General features: G+C 74.6%; 21 protein-coding genes. 13 read left to right on the top strand and 8 right to left on the bottom strand.

The annotated features are described in order from the left end of the window. Nucleotides 1–53 precede the first annotated feature (53 nt). Entirely contained in the window at nucleotides 54–545 is a 492-nt protein-coding gene (locus tag ACFVSN_RS37700; protein ID WP_380435680.1) for an NUDIX domain-containing protein, read from the bottom strand. A 188-nt stretch (nucleotides 546–733) separates the two neighbouring features. On the opposite strand from ACFVSN_RS37700, the gene ACFVSN_RS37695 reads away from it, so the two are divergent. Beyond that, nucleotides 734–1042, top strand: coding sequence for an STAS domain-containing protein (locus ACFVSN_RS37695; RefSeq protein WP_380435678.1), 309 nt, complete (start codon nucleotides 734–736; stop codon nucleotides 1040–1042). On the opposite strand, the gene ACFVSN_RS37690 is transcribed toward ACFVSN_RS37695, so the two are convergent. From ACFVSN_RS37690 to ACFVSN_RS37675, 4 genes are all read right to left on the bottom strand, one after another. Continuing rightward, the gene (locus ACFVSN_RS37690; protein WP_380435676.1) at nucleotides 950–1927 is read right to left on the bottom strand and encodes a sigma-70 family RNA polymerase sigma factor; all 978 of its coding nucleotides are present in this window, start codon (nucleotides 1925–1927) and stop codon (nucleotides 950–952) included. The two genes, ACFVSN_RS37695 and ACFVSN_RS37690, sit on opposite strands and share 93 nt — an antisense overlap. Before the next feature lie 167 nt (nucleotides 1928–2094). Beyond that, nucleotides 2095–2367, bottom strand: coding sequence for a hypothetical protein (locus ACFVSN_RS37685; protein WP_380435674.1), 273 nt, complete (start codon nucleotides 2365–2367; stop codon nucleotides 2095–2097). Nucleotides 2368–2521: 154 nt separating this feature from the next. Next, a complete protein-coding gene (locus ACFVSN_RS37680; protein ID WP_380435672.1) occupies nucleotides 2522–2791 on the bottom strand; it encodes a UBP-type zinc finger domain-containing protein in 270 nt (89 codons plus the stop codon). Between the two features lie 72 nt (nucleotides 2792–2863). Then, on the bottom strand, nucleotides 2864–3712 hold the full coding sequence (locus tag ACFVSN_RS37675; RefSeq protein WP_380435670.1) for a helix-turn-helix transcriptional regulator: 849 nt from the start codon (nucleotides 3710–3712) through the stop codon (nucleotides 2864–2866). Nucleotides 3713–3895: 183 nt separating this feature from the next. Here ACFVSN_RS37675 and ACFVSN_RS37670 point away from each other — a divergent pair, with 183 nt between their 5' ends. Both ACFVSN_RS37670 and ACFVSN_RS37665 read left to right on the top strand, forming a co-directional pair. Then, on the top strand, nucleotides 3896–4657 hold the full coding sequence (locus ACFVSN_RS37670) for an SDR family oxidoreductase (protein WP_380435668.1): 762 nt from the start codon (nucleotides 3896–3898) through the stop codon (nucleotides 4655–4657). 63 nt (nucleotides 4658–4720) lie between these two features. Continuing rightward, nucleotides 4721–7552, top strand: a complete 2832-nt coding sequence (locus ACFVSN_RS37665; RefSeq protein ID WP_387957923.1) for a lysylphosphatidylglycerol synthase domain-containing protein — start codon at nucleotides 4721–4723, stop codon at nucleotides 7550–7552. A gap of 28 nt (nucleotides 7553–7580) precedes the next feature. Here ACFVSN_RS37665 and ACFVSN_RS37660 read toward each other — a convergent pair whose 3' ends face one another. Further along, entirely contained in the window at nucleotides 7581–7778 is a 198-nt protein-coding gene (locus ACFVSN_RS37660; RefSeq protein WP_363650026.1) for a hypothetical protein, read from the bottom strand. Between the two features lie 222 nt (nucleotides 7779–8000). Between ACFVSN_RS37660 and ACFVSN_RS37655 the strand changes: the two genes are divergently transcribed. From ACFVSN_RS37655 to ACFVSN_RS37615, 9 genes are all read left to right on the top strand, one after another. Further along, nucleotides 8001–8468: a carboxymuconolactone decarboxylase family protein gene (locus ACFVSN_RS37655; RefSeq protein ID WP_387957921.1), complete on the top strand. Its 468-nt coding sequence runs from the start codon at nucleotides 8001–8003 to the stop codon at nucleotides 8466–8468. A gap of 151 nt (nucleotides 8469–8619) precedes the next feature. Next, nucleotides 8620–9264, top strand: coding sequence for a class I SAM-dependent methyltransferase (locus tag ACFVSN_RS37650; RefSeq protein ID WP_380435662.1), 645 nt, complete (start codon nucleotides 8620–8622; stop codon nucleotides 9262–9264). Beyond that, nucleotides 9261–9833, top strand: coding sequence for a TrmH family RNA methyltransferase (locus ACFVSN_RS37645; RefSeq protein WP_380435660.1), 573 nt, complete (start codon nucleotides 9261–9263; stop codon nucleotides 9831–9833). The genes ACFVSN_RS37650 and ACFVSN_RS37645 overlap by 4 nt, the downstream gene beginning before the upstream one ends. Before the next feature lie 245 nt (nucleotides 9834–10078). Next, nucleotides 10079–10978, top strand: a complete 900-nt coding sequence (locus ACFVSN_RS37640; RefSeq protein ID WP_380435658.1) for an ABC transporter ATP-binding protein — start codon at nucleotides 10079–10081, stop codon at nucleotides 10976–10978. Continuing rightward, nucleotides 10972–12600 carry an ABC transporter permease gene (locus ACFVSN_RS37635; protein WP_387957918.1) on the top strand — a complete coding sequence of 543 codons (1629 nt, stop codon included), beginning with the start codon at nucleotides 10972–10974 and terminating at the stop codon, nucleotides 12598–12600. Before ACFVSN_RS37640 ends, ACFVSN_RS37635 begins: the two co-directional genes overlap by 7 nt. 130 nt (nucleotides 12601–12730) lie before the next feature. Further along, the gene (locus ACFVSN_RS37630; protein WP_380435654.1) at nucleotides 12731–13294 is read left to right on the top strand and encodes a hypothetical protein; all 564 of its coding nucleotides are present in this window, start codon (nucleotides 12731–12733) and stop codon (nucleotides 13292–13294) included. A gap of 165 nt (nucleotides 13295–13459) precedes the next feature. Beyond that, a complete protein-coding gene (locus tag ACFVSN_RS37625) occupies nucleotides 13460–14287 on the top strand; it encodes a CPBP family intramembrane glutamic endopeptidase (RefSeq protein WP_387957916.1) in 828 nt (275 codons plus the stop codon). A 1-nt stretch (nucleotide 14288) separates the two neighbouring features. After that, nucleotides 14289–15647: a histidine kinase gene (locus ACFVSN_RS37620; RefSeq protein ID WP_387957914.1), complete on the top strand. Its 1359-nt coding sequence runs from the start codon at nucleotides 14289–14291 to the stop codon at nucleotides 15645–15647. Next, complete coding sequence (locus ACFVSN_RS37615; protein WP_380435648.1) at nucleotides 15599–16267, top strand: response regulator; 669 nt, start codon at nucleotides 15599–15601, stop codon at nucleotides 16265–16267. Before ACFVSN_RS37620 ends, ACFVSN_RS37615 begins: the two co-directional genes overlap by 49 nt. A gap of 211 nt (nucleotides 16268–16478) precedes the next feature. Here ACFVSN_RS37615 and ACFVSN_RS37610 read toward each other — a convergent pair whose 3' ends face one another. Next, nucleotides 16479–16793 (bottom strand): hypothetical protein, encoded by a 315-nt coding sequence (locus tag ACFVSN_RS37610; protein WP_387957912.1) that lies wholly within the window; start codon nucleotides 16791–16793, stop codon nucleotides 16479–16481. 161 nt (nucleotides 16794–16954) lie between these two features. On the opposite strand from ACFVSN_RS37610, the gene ACFVSN_RS37605 reads away from it, so the two are divergent. Further along, nucleotides 16955–17320 carry a hypothetical protein gene (locus ACFVSN_RS37605; protein ID WP_387957910.1) on the top strand — a complete coding sequence of 122 codons (366 nt, stop codon included), beginning with the start codon at nucleotides 16955–16957 and terminating at the stop codon, nucleotides 17318–17320. 98 nt (nucleotides 17321–17418) lie between these two features. Here the strand turns inward: ACFVSN_RS37605 and ACFVSN_RS37600 are convergent, their stop codons facing one another. After that, the gene (locus ACFVSN_RS37600; RefSeq protein WP_380504131.1) at nucleotides 17419–17607 is read right to left on the bottom strand and encodes a hypothetical protein; all 189 of its coding nucleotides are present in this window, start codon (nucleotides 17605–17607) and stop codon (nucleotides 17419–17421) included. Nucleotides 17608–17937: the final 330 nt, after the last annotated feature.

The following is a 17937-nucleotide window of genomic DNA, read 5'->3' as shown; positions in this document are numbered from 1 at the left end:
GGCCCCGCGACGGTCGACCGCCCCGGGGCCCGCGCCGCCCTCCCGACACCCCGTCAGAATCCCGACACGCTCGTGGTGACGATCCGCACCCGGCCGTCGACGGCCGCCTCCAGCGCGGCCCGCAGCCGCGCCGAACGGGACGGGCCGAGCAGGACGAGCGCCTCCTCGTCGGGGACCCAGCGGTAGTCGTCGAGCTCACCGGCCGGGACGGTCACGGGGGTGCCGTCCGGGACGGTGCCGAAGTCGAAGAGCAAGTGCTCGGCCGGGTGGTCGAGTTCGTTCGAGGGGTGGGTCCAGGAGATCGCCAGCAGGTCGCCGGCGGCCTTGACGATCCCGGTCTCCTCCTCCAGCTCCCGCGCGGCGCACTCGGCGGGCCCCTCGCCGAGGTCGATCGTGCCCCCCGGGAACTGCCAGTGCTCGCGGTACCCGGCCTTCACGATCAGCATCCGCCCGGACTCGTCCCGCAGCAGGCAGCCGGCCGCCGCGTAGATCCGCGGCAGGGACGCCAGCCACTCCTCACGGGACTTCAAAGGCTCAGCAGACACGGCGTTCCTCCTCGGCGCGGTGCCCACAGCCGGTGGCTGCGGCAACGGTGGTCCCTGCGGCCCCTACTCTGCCACCGCGGCCGCCGGGCGGACGGACCCGGCGGACCACCCGGACCCGCGCACCCGAACCGGACCTGCGAACCTGCGCCGGACCGATGATTCGCGACCGCCGGAGCGGTCCAACCCGCATGGAGACCAAGCGAACCACCACCGGCCGGACGCTCACCTGCGACCTCGGCGCGCTCACCGCCCCCGACCTGGCGGTCGTCGACGCCCTCGCCCGGCTGCGGCTCGCCGCCGCCCGGCACGGCGTGGGCGTGCTGCTGCTGAACGCGAGCGGCCCGCTGCGGGAGTTGCTCGCGTTCAGCGGGCTGGCCGACGTCCTGCCCGTGGCTCCCCCGCCGCTACTCGGCCTCCAACCGGGCCGGGAGGCCGAACAGCGGGAAGAGCACGTCGGTGTCGAGGAAGTTGGTGAGCCCGGTGATCCGGCCGTCTGACACCTCGGGCACGATCAGCGCCCACGGCTCGTGCCCGCCCGCCGGACTCGGCCGGTACTGCGCGAAGGCCGGACCGCCGTTGGCCGTCACCGGGAGCAGGCGCGAGCCGCGGCAACCGCAGCCGGGGCCGAGCATCCAGGCCCGGATCTCGTCCTTGCCGCGCAGCCACATCGCGAACGGCGGCATGTTGAGCGTGACGTCCTCGTGCAGCAGCGCAGCCAGGCCCGCCATGTCGTAGGCCTCGAAGGCGCTGACGTAGCGGTCCAGCAGCGCGCGGTGGTCGTCGTCCAGGGCGGGCGCCGGGCGGGCGGCCGCGCCGTCGCCGGCGAGCACCGCGCGGGCGCGCTGGAGCGCGCTGTTGACCGAGGCCACCGTGACGCCGAGCAGCTCGGCCACCTCGGCGGCCCGCCAGCCGAGCACCTCACGCAGGATCAGCACCGCGCGCTGGCGCGGCGCGAGGCGCTGGAGCACCGCCACGAAGGCCAGCTTCACCGACTCGCGCTGCGCCGCCACGTCGGCCGGGTCGCCCGTCTCGGGCAGCACCCGGCCGTCCGGCGCGGGGCCGATCCACGTCATCTCGGGCAGCTGCGCGTCGCTCGCGGTGGCGACCGTCACCGGGCCGGCCAGGTCCATCGGGCGGGCCCGGTTGTTGCGGCCGTTCAGCGCGTCCAGGCAGACGTTCGTGGCGATCCGGTACAGCCAGGAGCGCAGGGCGGCCCGGCCCTCGAAGTTCTTGTGGCCGCGCCAGGCGCGGACCATCGTCTCCTGCACCGCGTCCTCGGCCTCGAAGACCGAGCCGAGCATCCGGTAGCAGTAGCCGGTGAGTTCCGTCCGGTACCGCTCCAGCTGGACCTCGACCGGCTCCTCGGTGATCACGTCCGTCATCGTGCGCCCCCGTCGCCCTGGCCGCCCTTCGGCCGACGCGACGACCGTACCGCAGGGGTCCGACACGTCGACCCGGCACGTTCCGGCGGTCGCCCCAACCGGACCTGAGCACGCGTCAGGGGTGGGCGCCCGGCGCGGACGCCCACCCCCGGCGGCAGTGGCGCCGCTCAGTGCGCGGAGTGCTTCTCGGCGCCGCGGTGCCGGTGGCCCTTGAGCTCGGCGTGCATCGCCGGAGCGGCGTGCGCCACCGCCGTCCCGGTGTCGCGCCCGCCGTGGCGGAACGCGTCGCCCGCGGCGTACCCGGCCGCCGCGCCGGAGGTGCCGCCGGTGCGGACGCGTGGAGCGAGCTGCTTGGGGCTGCTGGCCATGCCGCGTCGCTCCAGCAGGTCCTGGGTGCCCTGGCGGAGCTTGGCGGTGCTGGCGGGTGTTCGCTTGGTCATCGTCGGCCTCCCTTCGGCGGTCACCGACGGCGACGGACGTCGGCCGGTGGCCGCTCGGGCGCTGCGCTTCGAAAATCGGACGAGCGCTATGTCCGGATTTTATCCGGCTTGGAGCCGGGTGCCACCGGGAATCCGCACCCGACGGCGGCGCAGCTCAGCCCATGGCCTCGTGGACGAAGCACCAGCGCCAGTCCTCCCCCGGCTCGTACGAGCGGATCACCGGGTGCGAGGAGGCGTGGAAGTGCGCGGTGGCGTGCCGCCCCGGTGAGAAGTCGCAGCAGCCGACGTGGCCGCAGTCCAGGCAGATCCGCAGGTGCACCCAGTCCCGCCGGCCCTCGGCCAGGCAGTCGGCGCAGCCGTCGCCGGGCGGGGCGGGCCGGATGGTCTCGGGGGCCATGGCGAGGTCTTCGCAGGCGGCGGTCATGCCCGCAGGGTAGTGACGCCCGCCCGGGGCGGGGCGCGAAGACACGCCCGAGAAGGGCCGCGGAGCAGCGGCTCACTCCACCCGGGCCGGGCTCCCGTCCGCCGTCCAGCTCGCCAGCAGCGCGAGCTTCTGCGCGGTCGGCGAGCCGGCCGGCGCCGTGAACGCGACCAGCAGCTGCTCCGGCGATCCGTGCACGCCCAGGGTCTCGTAGCCGAAGTCGAGTTCGCCGACCAGCGGGTGCCGGACCAGCTTCACCCCGTGGGTCTTCTCGCGGACCTGGTGATCGGCCCACAGGCGGCGGAACTCCTCGCTGCGCACGGACAGTTCGCCCACCAGCGCACCCAGCTTGGCGTCCTCCGGGTGCAGCCCGGCGTCCCGCCGCAGGTACGCGACCGTCTCCGCCGCCACCGCCTCCCACTGCACGTAGAACTCGCGGGCCGCCGGGTCGAGGAACACCTGCCGGGCGGCGTTGGTGTCGCTCCCCGGACGGGACGAGTAGCCGTGCACCGCGTCCGCCAGCCCGTTCCACGCGAGGACGTCCATCCGGCGCCCCAGCACGAACGCCGGGACCCCCGCCATCATGTCCAGCAGCAGCCTGGTGCCCTCGCGCACCTGCTGCCTCCCGCGCGCGGCGGAGACGGCGGAGGGCTTCGGCGGGCGGGCCAGCGACCGCAGGTGCTCCGCCTCCACGTCGTCCAGGCGCAGCACCCGCGCCACCGCGTCCAGCACCGTGTCCGAGGCGCTGCCGCCCCGGCCCTGCTCCAGCCGGACGTAGTAGTCCACGCTCACGCCCGCGAGCTGCGCCACCTCCTCCCGGCGCAGCCCCGGCACCCGGCGGCGGCCGTGCGAGGGCAGGCCCACCTCCTCGGGCTGGATCCGGGACCGGCGCGAACGGAGGAAGTCCCCCAGGCTGTTCTCCATGCCCGGCAGCGTAGTCCGGGGGACGGCGCGGGAGGGTGGTACTGCCGTTCCCAGGAAAGGAGTTCCCGGGTCCGTGGTTCCCGGGTCCGTGGTTCCCGGGAAGAGCTCGGCCCTGGGTAGCCGTCCGCCGCCGCAGCAGAGTGGTCGTCGTCAGCCCGACCGCCCCAGCCCCGGAGCCTCCCGATGAGCTACCCCGCCCTCGCCACCCGCACCGCCGTCGTCACCGGAGCCGCCAGCGGCATGGGCGCCGCCACCGCCCGGCTGCTCGCCGCCGGCGGTGCCCGCGTCGCCCTGCTCGCCCGCCGCGCCGACCGGCTGGCGGACCTGGCCGCCGAGATCGCCGGGGCCGGCGGCCAGGCCGTCGCCGTCACCGCGGACATCACCGACCAGGCCTCCGTCGACGCCGCCGCCGAGGCCGTCCACGCCGCCTTCGGACCGGTCGACCTGGTGGTCAACAACGCCGGCGTGATGCTGCCCAACCCGCTCGACGACGGCCGCATCGACGAGTGGGCCCGCATGATCGACACCAACCTGACCGGCGCCCTGCGGATCGTCCGCGCCTTCACCCCCGACCTCGTCGAGGCCGCCGCCGAGGGCCGCGCCGCCGACCTCGTCAACGTCTCGTCCATCGCCTCGCACGTCGTCTTCCCCAACTACGCGGTCTACGGCGCCACCAAGGCCGGCCTCACCCAGCTGTCCGCGGCGCTGCGCACCGAGCTCGGCCCCCGCGACGTCCGGGTCAGCGCCGTCGAGCCCGGCCTCACCGACACCGAACTCGGCGGGCACATCGACAACCCGGCCCTGCGCGAGCAGCTCGGCGGCATGTTCGAGGCGATCCCGGCCCTGGGCGCGGACGACATCGCCGACCTCATCGCCTACACCGTCACCCGCCCCCGGCACGTCAACCTGCGCCACGTCGTCGCGCTGCCCACCCGGCAGGCGTGAGGGGCCGCTGCTGGCCTCTCGGCTCACGGCGCGCCCTCAGGGGGGCATGGGAGCATGCCCCCCGTGGCAATCGTGACGGGGAGAACGGACGGCGGCACCGGCGGCGCGGGGGCCGACGGTGCCGGGACGGGCGCTGCGCCCGGGCACCTGCCGGGGCAACGGCCCCGGCAGGCGGAGCGCGCTCCCGCGTCCGGGGCGGGCGGGGGCGTCCCTGCCCGGGTGCTCGACACCGGCCGAATACGGCAGCCGGTCGCCCTCGTCCGGCTGCTCACCGGCCTCCTCGGAACCGCCCTCACGCTCCTGCTCGCCGACTACGCCCGCGCCACCACCAGCGGCCTGGCCGCCGACATCTCCGGGGCCACCGAACTGGTGCCCCGCCCCCTGGCGGGCCTCGCCGGCGGCCTCACCACCGCCGCCGTCCTGCTCCTGCCCGTCGGCCTCGCCGTCCGCCGCCTCCTCGGCCCCGACCGGCGGCGCGCCCTCCAGCAGGTCTCGGACGGCCTGCTCGCGGCCGTCCTCGCGTACGGCCTCACCCTCGCCGTCGGCATGTGGGCCGACGGGCTCGCCCCGGCCTCCCTGCTCGCCTCCCTCACCAAGGCCCTGCCCGGCGGGCCCACCGGGCACACCGGGCACACCGAGCCCGTGTACGGGTACCTCGCGCCCGCCCTCGCCTTCCTGACCGCCTCCGGCAGCCGCGAACGGCGCCTGCCCTGGACCGTCCTCGCCCTCTCCGGCCTCGCCGGACTCGCCGCCGGCTACGCCACCCCCACCGCGCTCCTCCTCGGGCTGCTCATCGGCTGGACCGCCGCCCACGGCGTCCTCTACGCCGTCGGCACCCCGGACCCGCGGCCCCGGCCCGCCGAGATCCTCCGCGGCCTGCGCGAGAGCGGCCTGCGGCCCACCGCCGTCCACCCCGCCGGGCCCTACCGCCACCTCGTCCGGCAGGCCGACGGCCGCCCCGACCTCGACGTCCAGGTCCTCGACCGCCAGGCCGTCACCGCCGCCGCCCTGCACCGCGCCTGGCGCCGCCTGCGGCTGCGCACCGCGCCCCACCCGCGCGCCCTGCGCTCCCCCCGCACCGGCCTGGAGCACGAGGCCCTGGTCTCGTACGCGGCCGTCGCCGCCGGCGTCCGCACCCGCCGCATCGCCGCCACCGCCGGACTCGGCCAGGACACCGCCCTCATCGCGTACGAGCACCTCGCCGGCCGCACCCTCGACGAACTCGCCGACGACGAGATCACCGACGACCTCCTCACCGACGCCTGGCACCAGCTCGCCCTCCTCCAGCGCCGCGAGATCGCCCACCGGGCCCTCGCCCCGTCCGCCCTCCTGGTCGACCCGGCGGGCGCGGTGCACCTCGTCGACTTCGCGGACGGCGACATCGCCGCCAGCGAACTCGTCCTGCGCAGCGACATCGCCCAGCTCCTCACCACCCTCGCGCTGCGCGCCGGCCCGGCCCGCTCCGTCCGCACCGCCATCGCCGCCCTGGGCCCCGACCCCGTCGCCGCCGCCCTCCCCCTGCTCCAGCCGATAGCTCTGGCCCCCACGACCCGCCACTCCCTGAAGCGCCGGCCTGCGGCCACGGGACCGGCCGGAGCCACCTCCGGCACGCCCCTGGTCACCACCCGCCCCGGCACCAACGGCCCTGCCGCCTCTCAGGCAACCGCGTCCTCCAGCAACGGCGGGGAAGCCACCACCGGCACCCCCCTGGTCACCGCCCGCCCCGACGCCGACGGGCCGACCGCCTCCCAGACGGCCGCCTCCCCCACCGAGGCTGCCGCCGGGAGCCGCCCCGGGACCGCCCAGCCGGCCTCCAGCGGGCCCACCGTCACCCCGACGGCCACCGCCCCCGCCGCCGACGGGCCGGCCGCCGAGGCCAAGGCGCCGGACCTCCTGGACGGGATCCGGGCCGAGGTCCTGCGGTTGCGGCCGCAGGCGGCCGTGCGGCCGGTGAAGCTGGAGCGGTTGCGGCCTCGGACGCTGCTCGCGGTGGCGGGCGGGGTGGTGGCCGGGTGGCTGCTGATCCCGCAGCTGTTCTCGGCGGAGCGGAACCCGATCGCCGCCGTGGCCGACGCCGATCCGCTCTGGCTGCTGCTGGCCGTCCTCGCCGCCGCGACGAGCCACGTCACCGCGGCGATGGGGTTCGTCGGCTTCGTGCCGGAGCGGCTGGACTTCCGCAACGCCGTGCTCGCGCAGGTGGCCGGGTCCTTCGCGAAGCTGGTGTCGCCGGGCGGCGTCGGCGGCGTCGCACTGAACACCCGGCTGCTGCAGCAGGCCGGCATCCCGACCGCGCAGGCGCTGTCCAGCGTCGGCGTCGGTCAGTTGATCGGGCTGGTGCTGCACCTGCTCCAGCTGGGCGCGTTCGTCTACCTGCTCGGCCAGGAGCCCGGCGGCTCGGAGCTGGACGCGCTGCCCGCCGTCGCCGGCGGCCTCGCGGGGGCGGCGGTGCTGCTGGCCGCGGTGTCGGCGGTGCCGCCGGCCCGGCGGTGGCTCGCGGCGCGGCTGCGGCCGCTGACGGCGGAGGTGCTGCCGCGGCTGCTGGAGCTGCTGCGCAACCCGGGGCGGCTGGCGGTCGGGGTGACCGGGCAGCTGATGGTCTCGATGTGCCTGACCACCTGCCTGTACTGCTCGGCCCGCGCGGTGGGCCAGGAGCCGTCGTTCGCGGCGGTCGCGGTGGTGTTCCTCATCGGCAGCCCGATCGGCAACGCGGCGCCGACCCCGGGCGGGGCGGGTGTGATGGACGGGGCCCTGGGGGCCCTGCTGCAGTCGGCCGCGTCGATGGAGCAGGGCGGCGCGGTGGCGGCCGTCGTGCTCTACCGGTGCCTGACGCTGATCCTGCCCGTCCTGCCGGGCTGGGCGGCGTTCGCCTGGCTGCAGCGGCGCCGCGCCCTGTGAGCCCGCGGCGGCCGGCGCGCCACGGCCGCTACTCCCGGTACTCGTCCTCGTCGAGCTGGACCACTCGGCTCTGCTCGGCGGCGTCCGCGAGGTCGGTGGCGGGGTCGGCGCCGAGGGCCCGGCGTTCGGCGACCTCGTCGTACTCGTCGCCCTCGGGCGCCTCGTCGTCGGGTTCGACGGTCTCGACGGCCTCGTCGATGAGGTAGTCCTCGTGGTTCTGCGGCATGGCGTCCGTCCTCGCTGTTCGGAGGCTCCCACGAGCGCCGGGTGGCGGTGCGCGGGCGGTGCTGGGCAGTACTGGCAGTATCCGCCGCCGGGCGCCCGGACGCGAAGTGCCGGCCCGGTTCCGGCGTGTTGCCCGGACCGGCCCGCAGGCCGCGATTGACCCACGAATCCGGTGATCGAATGACCCATTCCCGTGGTGCATTCCGTCCCTAGAGTCGTAGTCATGACGACGAACGAGATCACCGCAGCCCCGGCCCGCCTCGACTACGCCCGCACCGTCCCCAAGGTGTTCCGCGCGATGATCGCCCTGGACGCCGCCGCCCGCGAGGGCCTGGACCCGGCCCTGGTCGAGCTGGTGCAACTGCGCACCTCGCAGCTGAACGGCTGCGCCTACTGCCTGGACATGCACGTCAAGGACGCCCGCAAGGCCGGCGAGACCGACGAGCGGATCTACCTCCTCCCGGTGTGGCACGACGCCCCGGCCGGCGTCTACACCGAGCGCGAGCGCGCCGCCCTCGCGCTGGCCGAGGAGGTCACCGCGATCGGCGGCGGCGTCTCGGACGCCGTGTACGCGCGGGCCGCCGCGCTCTTCGAGGAGGAGGAGCTGGCCCACCTGATGTCGGTCTGCTTCACGATCAACACCTGGAACCGGATCAACGTGACCACCCGCAAGACCCCCGGCACCCTCTAGGGCATCGGCCCCGGCCCGCGCCCGCGCCCCGGCCCGCGCCCCGGCCGGACAGAACGCGGCCGGGGCCGCCGGGGGTACGATCGGTGCCGTACCAGGGCTTACCCGCACCCACCCGGTGGCCCCGAGGCCCACACGAACGACGGGGAAGCACATGTCCGGCTCGCACTACTTCACGGGTGCGCCCGAGGTCGCCAGCGAGCGCCGGCCGATCACGGTCTCCCTGCCGGACCTCACCCTCGAACTGACCACCGACGCCGGGGTGTTCTCGCGCGGCCGGCTCGACCCCGGCACCCGGATCCTGCTGGAGCACGCCCCGCAGCCGCGCGTGCGCGGCCCGATCCTGGACGTCGGCTGCGGCTACGGCCCGATCGCGCTCACCTGGGCGACCCGGCGCAAGCGCCTCCCGGTCTGGGCGGTGGACGTCAACGAGCGCGCGCTGGAGCTGGTCCGGCTGAACGCCGGAGCGCTGGGGCTGGGCAACGTCCAGGCCGCGCTGCCGGACGACGTCCCGGAGGACCTCCGGTTCGCCACCATCTACTCGAACCCGCCGATCCGGATCGGCAAGGCCGCGCTGCGCCGGCTGCTGACGCACTGGCTCGGCCGGCTGACCCCCGACGGTTCCGCGTTCCTGGTCGTGCAGAAGCACCTGGGCTCGGACTCGCTGCAGAAGTGGCTGACCGAGCAGGGTTACCCGACCTCCCGGATCGCGTCGGTCAACGGGTTCCGGATTCTGGAAGCGCGGCCCCGCCCGGAGACGGGCGAGGGCTCCGAGAGTGGACGAGGTACGACGTCGTGAAGCAGCTCCGCGGGACCGAACTGAAGCGCCTGCACCGCTCGTGGCGGCGCAGCAACGAGTTCCGGCTCGCGCTGATCCTGGAGAACCTGCAGTCCCCGTTCAACGTCGGCTCGGTCGTGCGGACCGGCGCGGCGATGGGCGCCGAGAAGCTGTACCTGACCGGGGACACCCCGTCGGTGCGCTCGTCCGGCGCGCAGAAGGCCGCGATGGGGACCGACAAGTACCTGAAGGTCGAGCACTTCCCGACCGTCGCCGAGGCGGTCGCGGCGGCGAAGGCGGACGGCTTCAAGGTGGTCGGCCTGGAGCTGGCGGACGACGCGGTGCCGATGTTCGCGGCCGAGCTGACGCCGGCGGTGGCCTTCGTCCTCGGCCACGAGGACCGCGGGATCACGCCGGAGGCGCTGGCGATCTGCGACCAGGTCGTGTTCGTGCCGCAGCTGGGCCGGGTCGGCTCGCTGAACGTCTCGGCCGCCGCGACGGTCGCCTGCTACGAGGCGCGCCGGCAGGGATACGCGATCAGCGGCACCCCGGACGGCAGCGAGGACGTCGGCGGGCTCGACGACGAGTAGCCCCGCGGACCCCGCGCTCCACTCGGGGTTCCGCTCGAACGCCTGGTGGGTGTGCCGATCGGCACACCCACCAGGCGTTTTCGGGGGGTTGCGGCGCACGAAAGCCCTCCGATATCTCCCGAACGGCAGATGTGCGGGTGCGCGGCGCCGCGGAAGCATGGCGGTCAGGAAGACGCCGACTGCCGGGCCGGCGTGCAACGACCAAGCGTGCGACGCCCGGCCGCACGCACCCGGGGGGCCGAGCGTTGGAGCTCAGGATCCACGACCTGACCAAGGACTACGGCGGCGGCAGGCGCGCCGTCGACTCCTTCTCGCTGACCTTGCGGCCCGGCGTCCTCGGCCTGCTGGGCGCCAACGGCGCCGGGAAGTCCAGCCTGATGCGGATCCTCGCCACCGTCACCCGGCCCACCTCCGGGCAGGTGCTCTGGGAGGGCACCGACATCGCCCGGCGGCCCGGCCCGCTGCGCCGCACGGTCGGGTACCTGCCGCAGGACTTCGGCGTCTACCCGCAGCTGACGGCCCGTGAGTTCCTCGGCTACCTGGCCGCCGCCAAGGGCCTGCGGCGGCGCTCGGCCCGGGCCCGGATCGACGAACTGCTCGCCCTGGTCAACCTGTCCGGCGCCGCCGGGCAGCGGCTCGGCGCGATGTCCGGCGGGATGCGCCAGCGGGTCGGCATCGCCCAGGCGCTGCTCAACGACCCGAAGCTGCTGATCGTCGACGAGCCCACCGTCGGCCTCGACCCGGAGGAGCGGCTGCGCTTCGGCGGCCTGCTCACCGGGCTCGGCGCCGAGCGGATCGTCGTCCTGTCCACCCACATCGTCTCCGACGTGGCCGCCACCGCCGACCGGATCGCCGTCATGGGCGGCGGCCGGCTGCTGCACCACGACACCCCGGAGGGGCTGCTCCGGACGGCCGCGGGCCGGGTCTGGGAGCTGACCGTCGATCCGGCCCGACTCCCTGTGCTGCGTTCGCGGTTCCTCCTCGGCGGCACCACACGCACCCCGCAGGGCGTCCGGGTCAGGGTCCTCGCCCCCGAGCGGCCGGCCCCGCAGGCCGAGCCCGCCGAGCCCCGGCTCGACGACGCGTACCTGCTGCTCGCCGCCGGCCCCGCCACACCGGTCGCCGAGGGGGTGGCGGCATGGTGACGGCCGGCGCCGTCCGCGCCCTCGCGCTCGCCGACTTCCGCGAACGGCGGCGCCGGCCGGGCTACCTGGCCGTCCTGCTCGGCACGCTCGGCCTCGGGCTGCTCGCCGCGCCGGTCGGCGACTCCCGCTGGCAGGTCTTCCAGGTCAGCGATCACCTCGGCCGCTACACCAGCGGCTACGTCGGCACCGTGACGGCGCTCGGCGGGGCCGTCTGGCTCTCGTTGGCGGGCTTCGGCATCACCCGCGGCACGGTCGCACGGGACGAGCGCACCGGCGTCGGCCAGGTCCTCGCCGCCACCCCGCTCAGCCGGCTCGCCTACCTGGCGGGCAAGTTCCTCAGCAACCTGCTGGTCCTCGGCTCGATGCTGCTCGCCCTCGCCGGGACGGCGCTCGCCGTGCAGCTGCTCAAGGGCGACTCCGACGACGTGGACGTCGTGCGGCTGCTGCTGCCGTACGTGCTGATCACCCTGCCGCTGCTGGCGGCGGTCGCCGGGTGCGCGGTGCTCTTCGACACCGTGCCGGGGCTGCGCGACGGCCCCGGCATGCTCCTCTGGTCCGTACTCTGGCTGACCGGCGTCCTCGGCGCGCAGGCGAGCCGCGGGTACGACCTGCTGGGCATGCGCCTGATCACGGCCTCGATCCGCAGCGTCATCGCGGCGAGCGGCTACCCCGCGGAGACGGTCGAGTTCGGGGTCGGGCTCACGGCGGACAACCGGGTGCGCGGCAGCTTCGACTGGCCCGGACTCGGTCCGGGCGAGGCGGGCGGGCTGCTCGGCCACGCCGGGCTGACGGCGGCCGTCGCGGTGGCGCTTGCGCTGGCCGGGGCGGCCTGGTTCCACCGCTTCGACCGGGCCGCGTCGCCCGTCCGGCGGCCCGCCCGGCAGGCCGGGTCCCCGGGCTCCCCCGCCTCACCCGGCTCCCCTGCCTCCCCCGGCGCGCCCGCGTCCGGTCCTACTGCCTCCGGACCGGCCGCATTCGACCTCGACCCGGCCCGGATGACCCCGGCGGAAACGGCGCCCTCCCGGGCCGGCGGCACCCTGCTCGCCGCCACCGCCGGCGAGTTGCGCGTGCTCGTCCAGGGCCGGCGCCTGTGGTGGGCCGGCACGCTCGGACTCGCCCTGCTCGCAGCCGTCACCCGGCCCGACGGCCCGACCCACGCGGTGCTGCCGTTCGCGATGCTCTGGCCGGTGCTGCTCTGGTCCCGGATGGGCCACCGGACGGACGGCGGCAGCGTCGGCGAGCTGCTCGCCGCCTGCCCGGCCCCCGCCCGTCGGCTGCTGGCCGGCCTGCTCGCCGGGGTCGTCCTGGCGCTCGCCGTCGCCGCCGCCCCGATCGCCCGGCTGCTCGCCGCCGGGCAGCTCCGGGCCGTCGCGGCCGCGCTCGCCGGGGTGCTGCTGGTGCCCGCCCTGGCGCTGCTCTGCGGCAGCGTCACCCGCGGCCCGCGGCTGTTCCAGTCGCTCTACCCGATGCTCTGGTACGGCATGGTCAACCACCTCGCCGGGCTCGACTTCCTCGGCGTCGACCCCGATCGCGGCCCCGCCCCGGCCGCCGTCGCCGCCACGGCGGCCGCCCTCGCCCTGGGCGCGCTCGCTCTGGAGGCGATACGGGAGTCCACCCGGTGAGCGGGCGGTTCCCCCGCGCGGGGGAGGCGGTCCGTCCTCGGGGTGGAGGCCCAAGTCCAGTCCTTCCAGGGATCTTTGACGTGCCGAGGGGAGCGAGTCCCGTTCCCCTCACCGATCCGGAGGAACGACCATGCGCAAGCTCATCGCCGGCCTCGCGCTCACCACCGCCGCGGCCGCCGTCGCCGCGGTGACCACCGCCCCGGCCCAGGCCGCCGAGGCCGCCCACCCGCGCCACCAGCACCTGCACGCCTGGACGCTCCTCAACTACCGCGGCCCCGGGCCCCTCCCGAACGAACGGTTCACCGCACAGGTCGACGCCCGCACCACCACCGGCCACGACGCGCGCGGCCACGCCACCGTCCAGCACGTCTTCCCCGACAAGTCGGCCGTGCGGGCCGAGATCGCCGTCGACTGCCTCGTCACCGGCGCCGACGGCGCCGTCACCGTGACCGGCCCGATCGAGTCGCTCCACTTCACCGTCCCCGCGGGCCAGGAGGAGCCGAAGCCCGCCCCGAGCACCTGGCACCCCGAGACCGGCCTCACCTTCTACCCCGCCGACGCGAGCGGGGAGCAGCGGGTCGGCTGGGCGGGCGCCGACGCGCTCGACTACAGCGCCCCGGCCCGGGGCGCCAAGTGCCGGGCCACCGCACCCGACTCGTGGGTGTTCCGGGGCGGCTACACCCTCCGCGGCTGAGCGGGGGTGCAGCTGGCTGCACCCCGGCCGGACAGCTGCACGCAATGGCCTCCGGTCCACGCACCGGAATCGTCGTCTCCGAGAGGTACGGGCCGCTCGGAGGCCCGTACGGCACACAGGACGACGATCACCTAGGGGGCGTACGACATGCGGACGGAGAAGGCAGTGACAGCGGGCAAGGTGGCGTGGAAGGCGGAGGCGGGCGTGTTCCTCGCCGTCGCGTTCCTCGCGGCGGGGGCCCTCGGTGCGGCCCAACCCGCCACCGGCATACCGACGGTGGTCATCCAGCTGACGCAGTTCGGTCCCGCCCTCGGGGTGGCGGCCGTGGCCCTGCTGTGGCCGTCCCGGATCCGGCGTCGGCTCTCCGGTGCCCTGCCCGCCCGCCGGGCCGTCGACCCGGCGGGGTCGACGGCCCGGCGCCACGCCCGCGGCGCCGGGCTGCTGCTCAGCGCCGTGCTGATCATCGCGCTGGGCGCCGGCGCGTACGCGTGGGTGGAAGGCGTCCTCCGGGTCACCGATCCGGGCACGCTGGGCAGCCCGTTCGCGCTCATCGTGGCGGCGCAGCTGGTCGGCGCGTGCGGGGAGGAGATCGGGTGGCGCTGCCTGCTCCAGCCGCTCCTGCGGACGAGGTTCGGCCCGTTCACGTCCTCGGTCGCGATCGGGCTGCTCTGGGGCGCGTGGCACGTGCAGGTCTTCGGCCAGGACCCGGCCTACGCGGGCGGGTTCCTGCTGGCCACCGTGGCGATGTCGGTCGTCCTCGGGCTCGGCCTGGAGCGCGCCGGAGCCAACCGCCTCCTGCTCGCAGGCGGCTTCCACACCCTGGTCAACCTGGGCATGCTGCTGTTCATGGACGACGGCTCCGGCAGCGCTCCGGCCGCCGACGCCGACCTGTCCATGGTGCTGTTCGGCCTGGCCGCCCTGGTCACGGCCGTCCCGTGGGTCATCCGTGAACTGACGGCCGATATCCTGCCGATCGCGGACGGGGCCCGCTGACATGCGCGCCGACATGCGGGCCGACATGCGCGCCGACATCGGCGCCGACCGACGATCCGGGGGAGAGCACGTGCTGACGGCTCGGGGGGCGGTGCGCCCGCTCGTCGACCGCGCGACCGCCCTCGGCCGCTGCCAACTGCTCTCGCTGAACGGCCTCCTCGTCTCCGCGACCGGCTCGCTCGTCGTGGGCGCGCTCCTGCTGCTCCCCGTCGGCGCGGGCCTCCCGCTGCTGCCGCGCGCCGCGGCGGCCCTGCGCACGCTCTCCGACCGGTACCGGTCCTGGACCACCCGGTGGAGCGGCACACCCATCAGCCCGCCCGGACCGCTCGGCGGCCACGGCACCGGCCGCCGGACCGGGGCGGCCCGTGTCCTCGGCGACGACGGCTTCTGGCACGACCTCCGGTGGGCCTGGCTGGAGCCGCTGGTCGGCGGGCTGCTCGTGGCCGGCCCGCTCGCGCTCGTCGACTTCGGGCTGTTCGGCGTACTCGTCCAGCCGTTCGTCTGGCGCCGTCTCGGCCCCGACAACTGGTACGCCTTCGTCCCCGTCGAGTCCACCGCCACGATGCTGGCCGCCGCCGGCCTCGGCCTCGGGTCGATCGCGGCCGGACTCCTCCTCGCCCCCGCCACCCTCGACCTCCACGCCACCTGGAGCCGGCGCATGCTCTCCGCACCGCACACCGCAGAACTCGTCCGCCGCATCGAGCACCTCACCGGCACCCGGGCCGACGCCCTCGACGCCCAGGCCGCCGAACTCCAGCGCATCGAGCGGGACCTGCACGACGGCGCCCAGGCCCGGCTGGTCGCCCTCGGCCTCACCCTCGACCGGGCCACCCGCCTCCTCGACACCGACCCGCGGGCCGGCCGCGAGCTCCTCCTCGACGTCCGGGCCGCCTCCGCCCGCGCCCTGCAGGACCTCCGCGACCTCGTCCACGGCATCCACCCGCCGATCCTCACCGACCGGGGCCTCGGCGACGCCGTCCGCTCCCTCGCCCTCGACAGCCACCTCGACGTCCTCGTCGAGAACGGCCTGCCCGGCCGCCTCCCGACCCCCGTCGAGTCCGCCGCCTACTTCGCCGTCGCCGAACTGCTCGCCAACGCCGGCAAACACGCGGACGCCCACGAGGTCCGCATCCGTCTCGTCCACACCGACGGCGTCCTGCGCGTCACCGTCACCGACGACGGCCACGGCGGCGCCGACCCCGCCCGCGGCGGCGGCCTGCACGGCATCCGGCGCAGGATCGGCAGCTTCGACGGAACCCTCGCCCTGCAGAGCCCGCCCGGCGGGCCGACCACCGCCACCCTGGAGATACCGTGCGCGTCGTCATCGCCGAAGACCTCTTCCTCCTCCGGGACGGCCTGATCCGGACCCTCCAGGACCACGGGTTCGAGGTCGTCGCCGCCGTCGACAACAGCCCCGAACTCCTGCGCGCCCTCCGCGAACACGAACCCGACGTCGCGGTCGTCGACATCCGCCTGCCCCCGACGTTCACCGACGAGGGCCTCAAGGCCACCCTCGAAGCCCGCCGCGCCCGCCCCGGCCTGCCGGTGCTGATCCTGTCCCAGTACGTCGACCAGCTCTACGCCCACGAGCTGCTCGCCGGCGGCCGGGGCGCCATCGGCTACCTCCTCAAGGACCGCGTCACCCACACCGCCCAGTTCGTCGCCGCCGTCCGCACGGTCGCCGCCGGCGGCACCGTCATGGACCCCCAGGTCATCGCCAAGCTCCTCGCCCGCAGCGACGCCCGCGGCACCACCGCCGCCCTCACCCCGCGCGAACACGACGTCCTCGAACTCATGGCCGAGGGCCGCTCCAACGCCGCCATCATGCACACCCTGCACATCAGCGAGAGCGCGGTGGCCAAGCACACGGCCAACATCTTCGCCAAGCTCGGCATCGAGGCCTCCGCCGACGACAACCGCCGCGTCCTCGCGGTCCTCGCCTACCTGAAGAACGCCGAACGGATCACCCAACCGTCCTGACCCTCCGCCCGTCCGACCGCGCGGAAGCCGCCCCAGCCACCAACCGGCGTCGGGCCCTCCCCCTCCCCGCTTTCACCCAGAAGCCCTCACGATCACTCAACCCCGCAAACCGAAAGGGGCCCCGATTGGCGGAACGTCTTGTCCGATTCCCACAATGCGCCAATCGGCCGATGGAAGCCAACCGCCGGAAAGGCCACCCGAGAGAGGGCCCTTACGAAAGGCCGGGTGCCCTCTCCCTTACAGCCCAGAAGCGTTCAGGTGCCATCGCGATCGCGAATGAGCTTGGTAATCGGCACCACTCTTGGCCGGCCCCACCGCTGACCCCGAATTTGAGCCCGTGGCGATATATCTCGGGAATCCAATAGCGATCGTTCTCGCGGAAGAGCGCGCCACTGGCTTCGAGCAGTCGAGTATCCGCCGGCTCCAGCTGAACGGACTCCAGCGCGAAGGGGACTTTGCGAACTTCATCCGGCAGGTCTCGCCGATCGCGGAACAGCTTGCCGACCGGAGCGTTCTCCAGCTCCATGGCGGCGATCTTCTGCGCGCTGCAGGTCGGAAGGGCTCGGCGCATCGCCGGCGGCGTCAGCAGTCGATCCGACCAGCGCTTCGGGTCGCCCACAGAGTCCTCGACCGCCTCACCTGGGAAGACGACGATGTCGCGAGCCTGAATCCGCGCTCGTACGCGCGATGACGTTCCAGGAACTGCTGGGCGTTCTGCTGAACGGAGTTGAGCAGAAGGTCGCGCTGGATGAACGCCACCAGGCCCAGCGGGCGCCCTCGAATCGAGCGAAGCCATTCGGGGCAACCGGTCAAGAGCGCCCTCAGAGCACGCTGCTGAACAGCATCGTTACTGAACTGTTGAAACGGGTCCTCAAGACCATCGATGACAAAAGTCGCCCGCCGGCTCCGTGCGAGGCCAGTGAGTTCCGGTTCGGCAGTTTCAGGCGTAGTACCTCGGAGACCCGCGGCCCTGGCGAGACAGGCCGGCCAGACGCGACGCCAACCAACCTCACCCAGGTCCGCACTCAGCGCTTCCGTGACAAGATCACGTAGCTCAAGGAATGCAGCGGGCTCGGCTCCGGTCAGCTTTCGGGCTGATGGCCGCTGCACCCTCGACCTCGGCGCCCACAACGGGGCCCGACGTTGAGCGGTCAGCTCTGATTCTCGTCGCGGTGGCCCTCTTCGGCGCGGGGGCCCACCGCGCGGGCCGGCTCCTCCATCGTCAGCTCCACGCGCCGGCCTTCGGCGACCCGGCGCTCCACCGTCTCCTCGTCCGGCCACTGGTCGGGCTGTGCGCCGACTCCCCACTGGCCGTCGGCCACCATCGCGATGTCGCCCACGGCAGACGTCCTTGCCGAAAATCGACTACGCACTTCGGCATGTCACATGCCAAAGTACGCATGTCGGGAAGACCGCAGCTCAACGAAGGGATCCGTCCAACCGTGAGCACCTCTGCCACCCTCCTGCCCGCCGTTGTCCGTCCCAAGGCGGACGCTCTCACCTGGGCCTAAGGTGCTGTTGACCAGCGCGGCAGATGGCTTATGATCCCCAAACCAAGCCTTTGACCTTGGGTATTCTGATGGGCGATAGAGGATCGATGACAGTCGCAGACTCGGGAAAGGATGGGTTTCCGTCCGTACAGGAACTCCGGTTCCATGTACTCGGCTCGC

Origin of the sequence: Kitasatospora sp. NPDC057904, assembly GCF_042887925.1 — a bacterium.
Taxonomy (GTDB): domain Bacteria; phylum Actinomycetota; class Actinomycetes; order Streptomycetales; family Streptomycetaceae; genus Kitasatospora.
The sequence above is the reverse complement of the archived record's forward strand: the minus strand, read 5'-3'. Positions and strand labels throughout refer to the sequence as shown.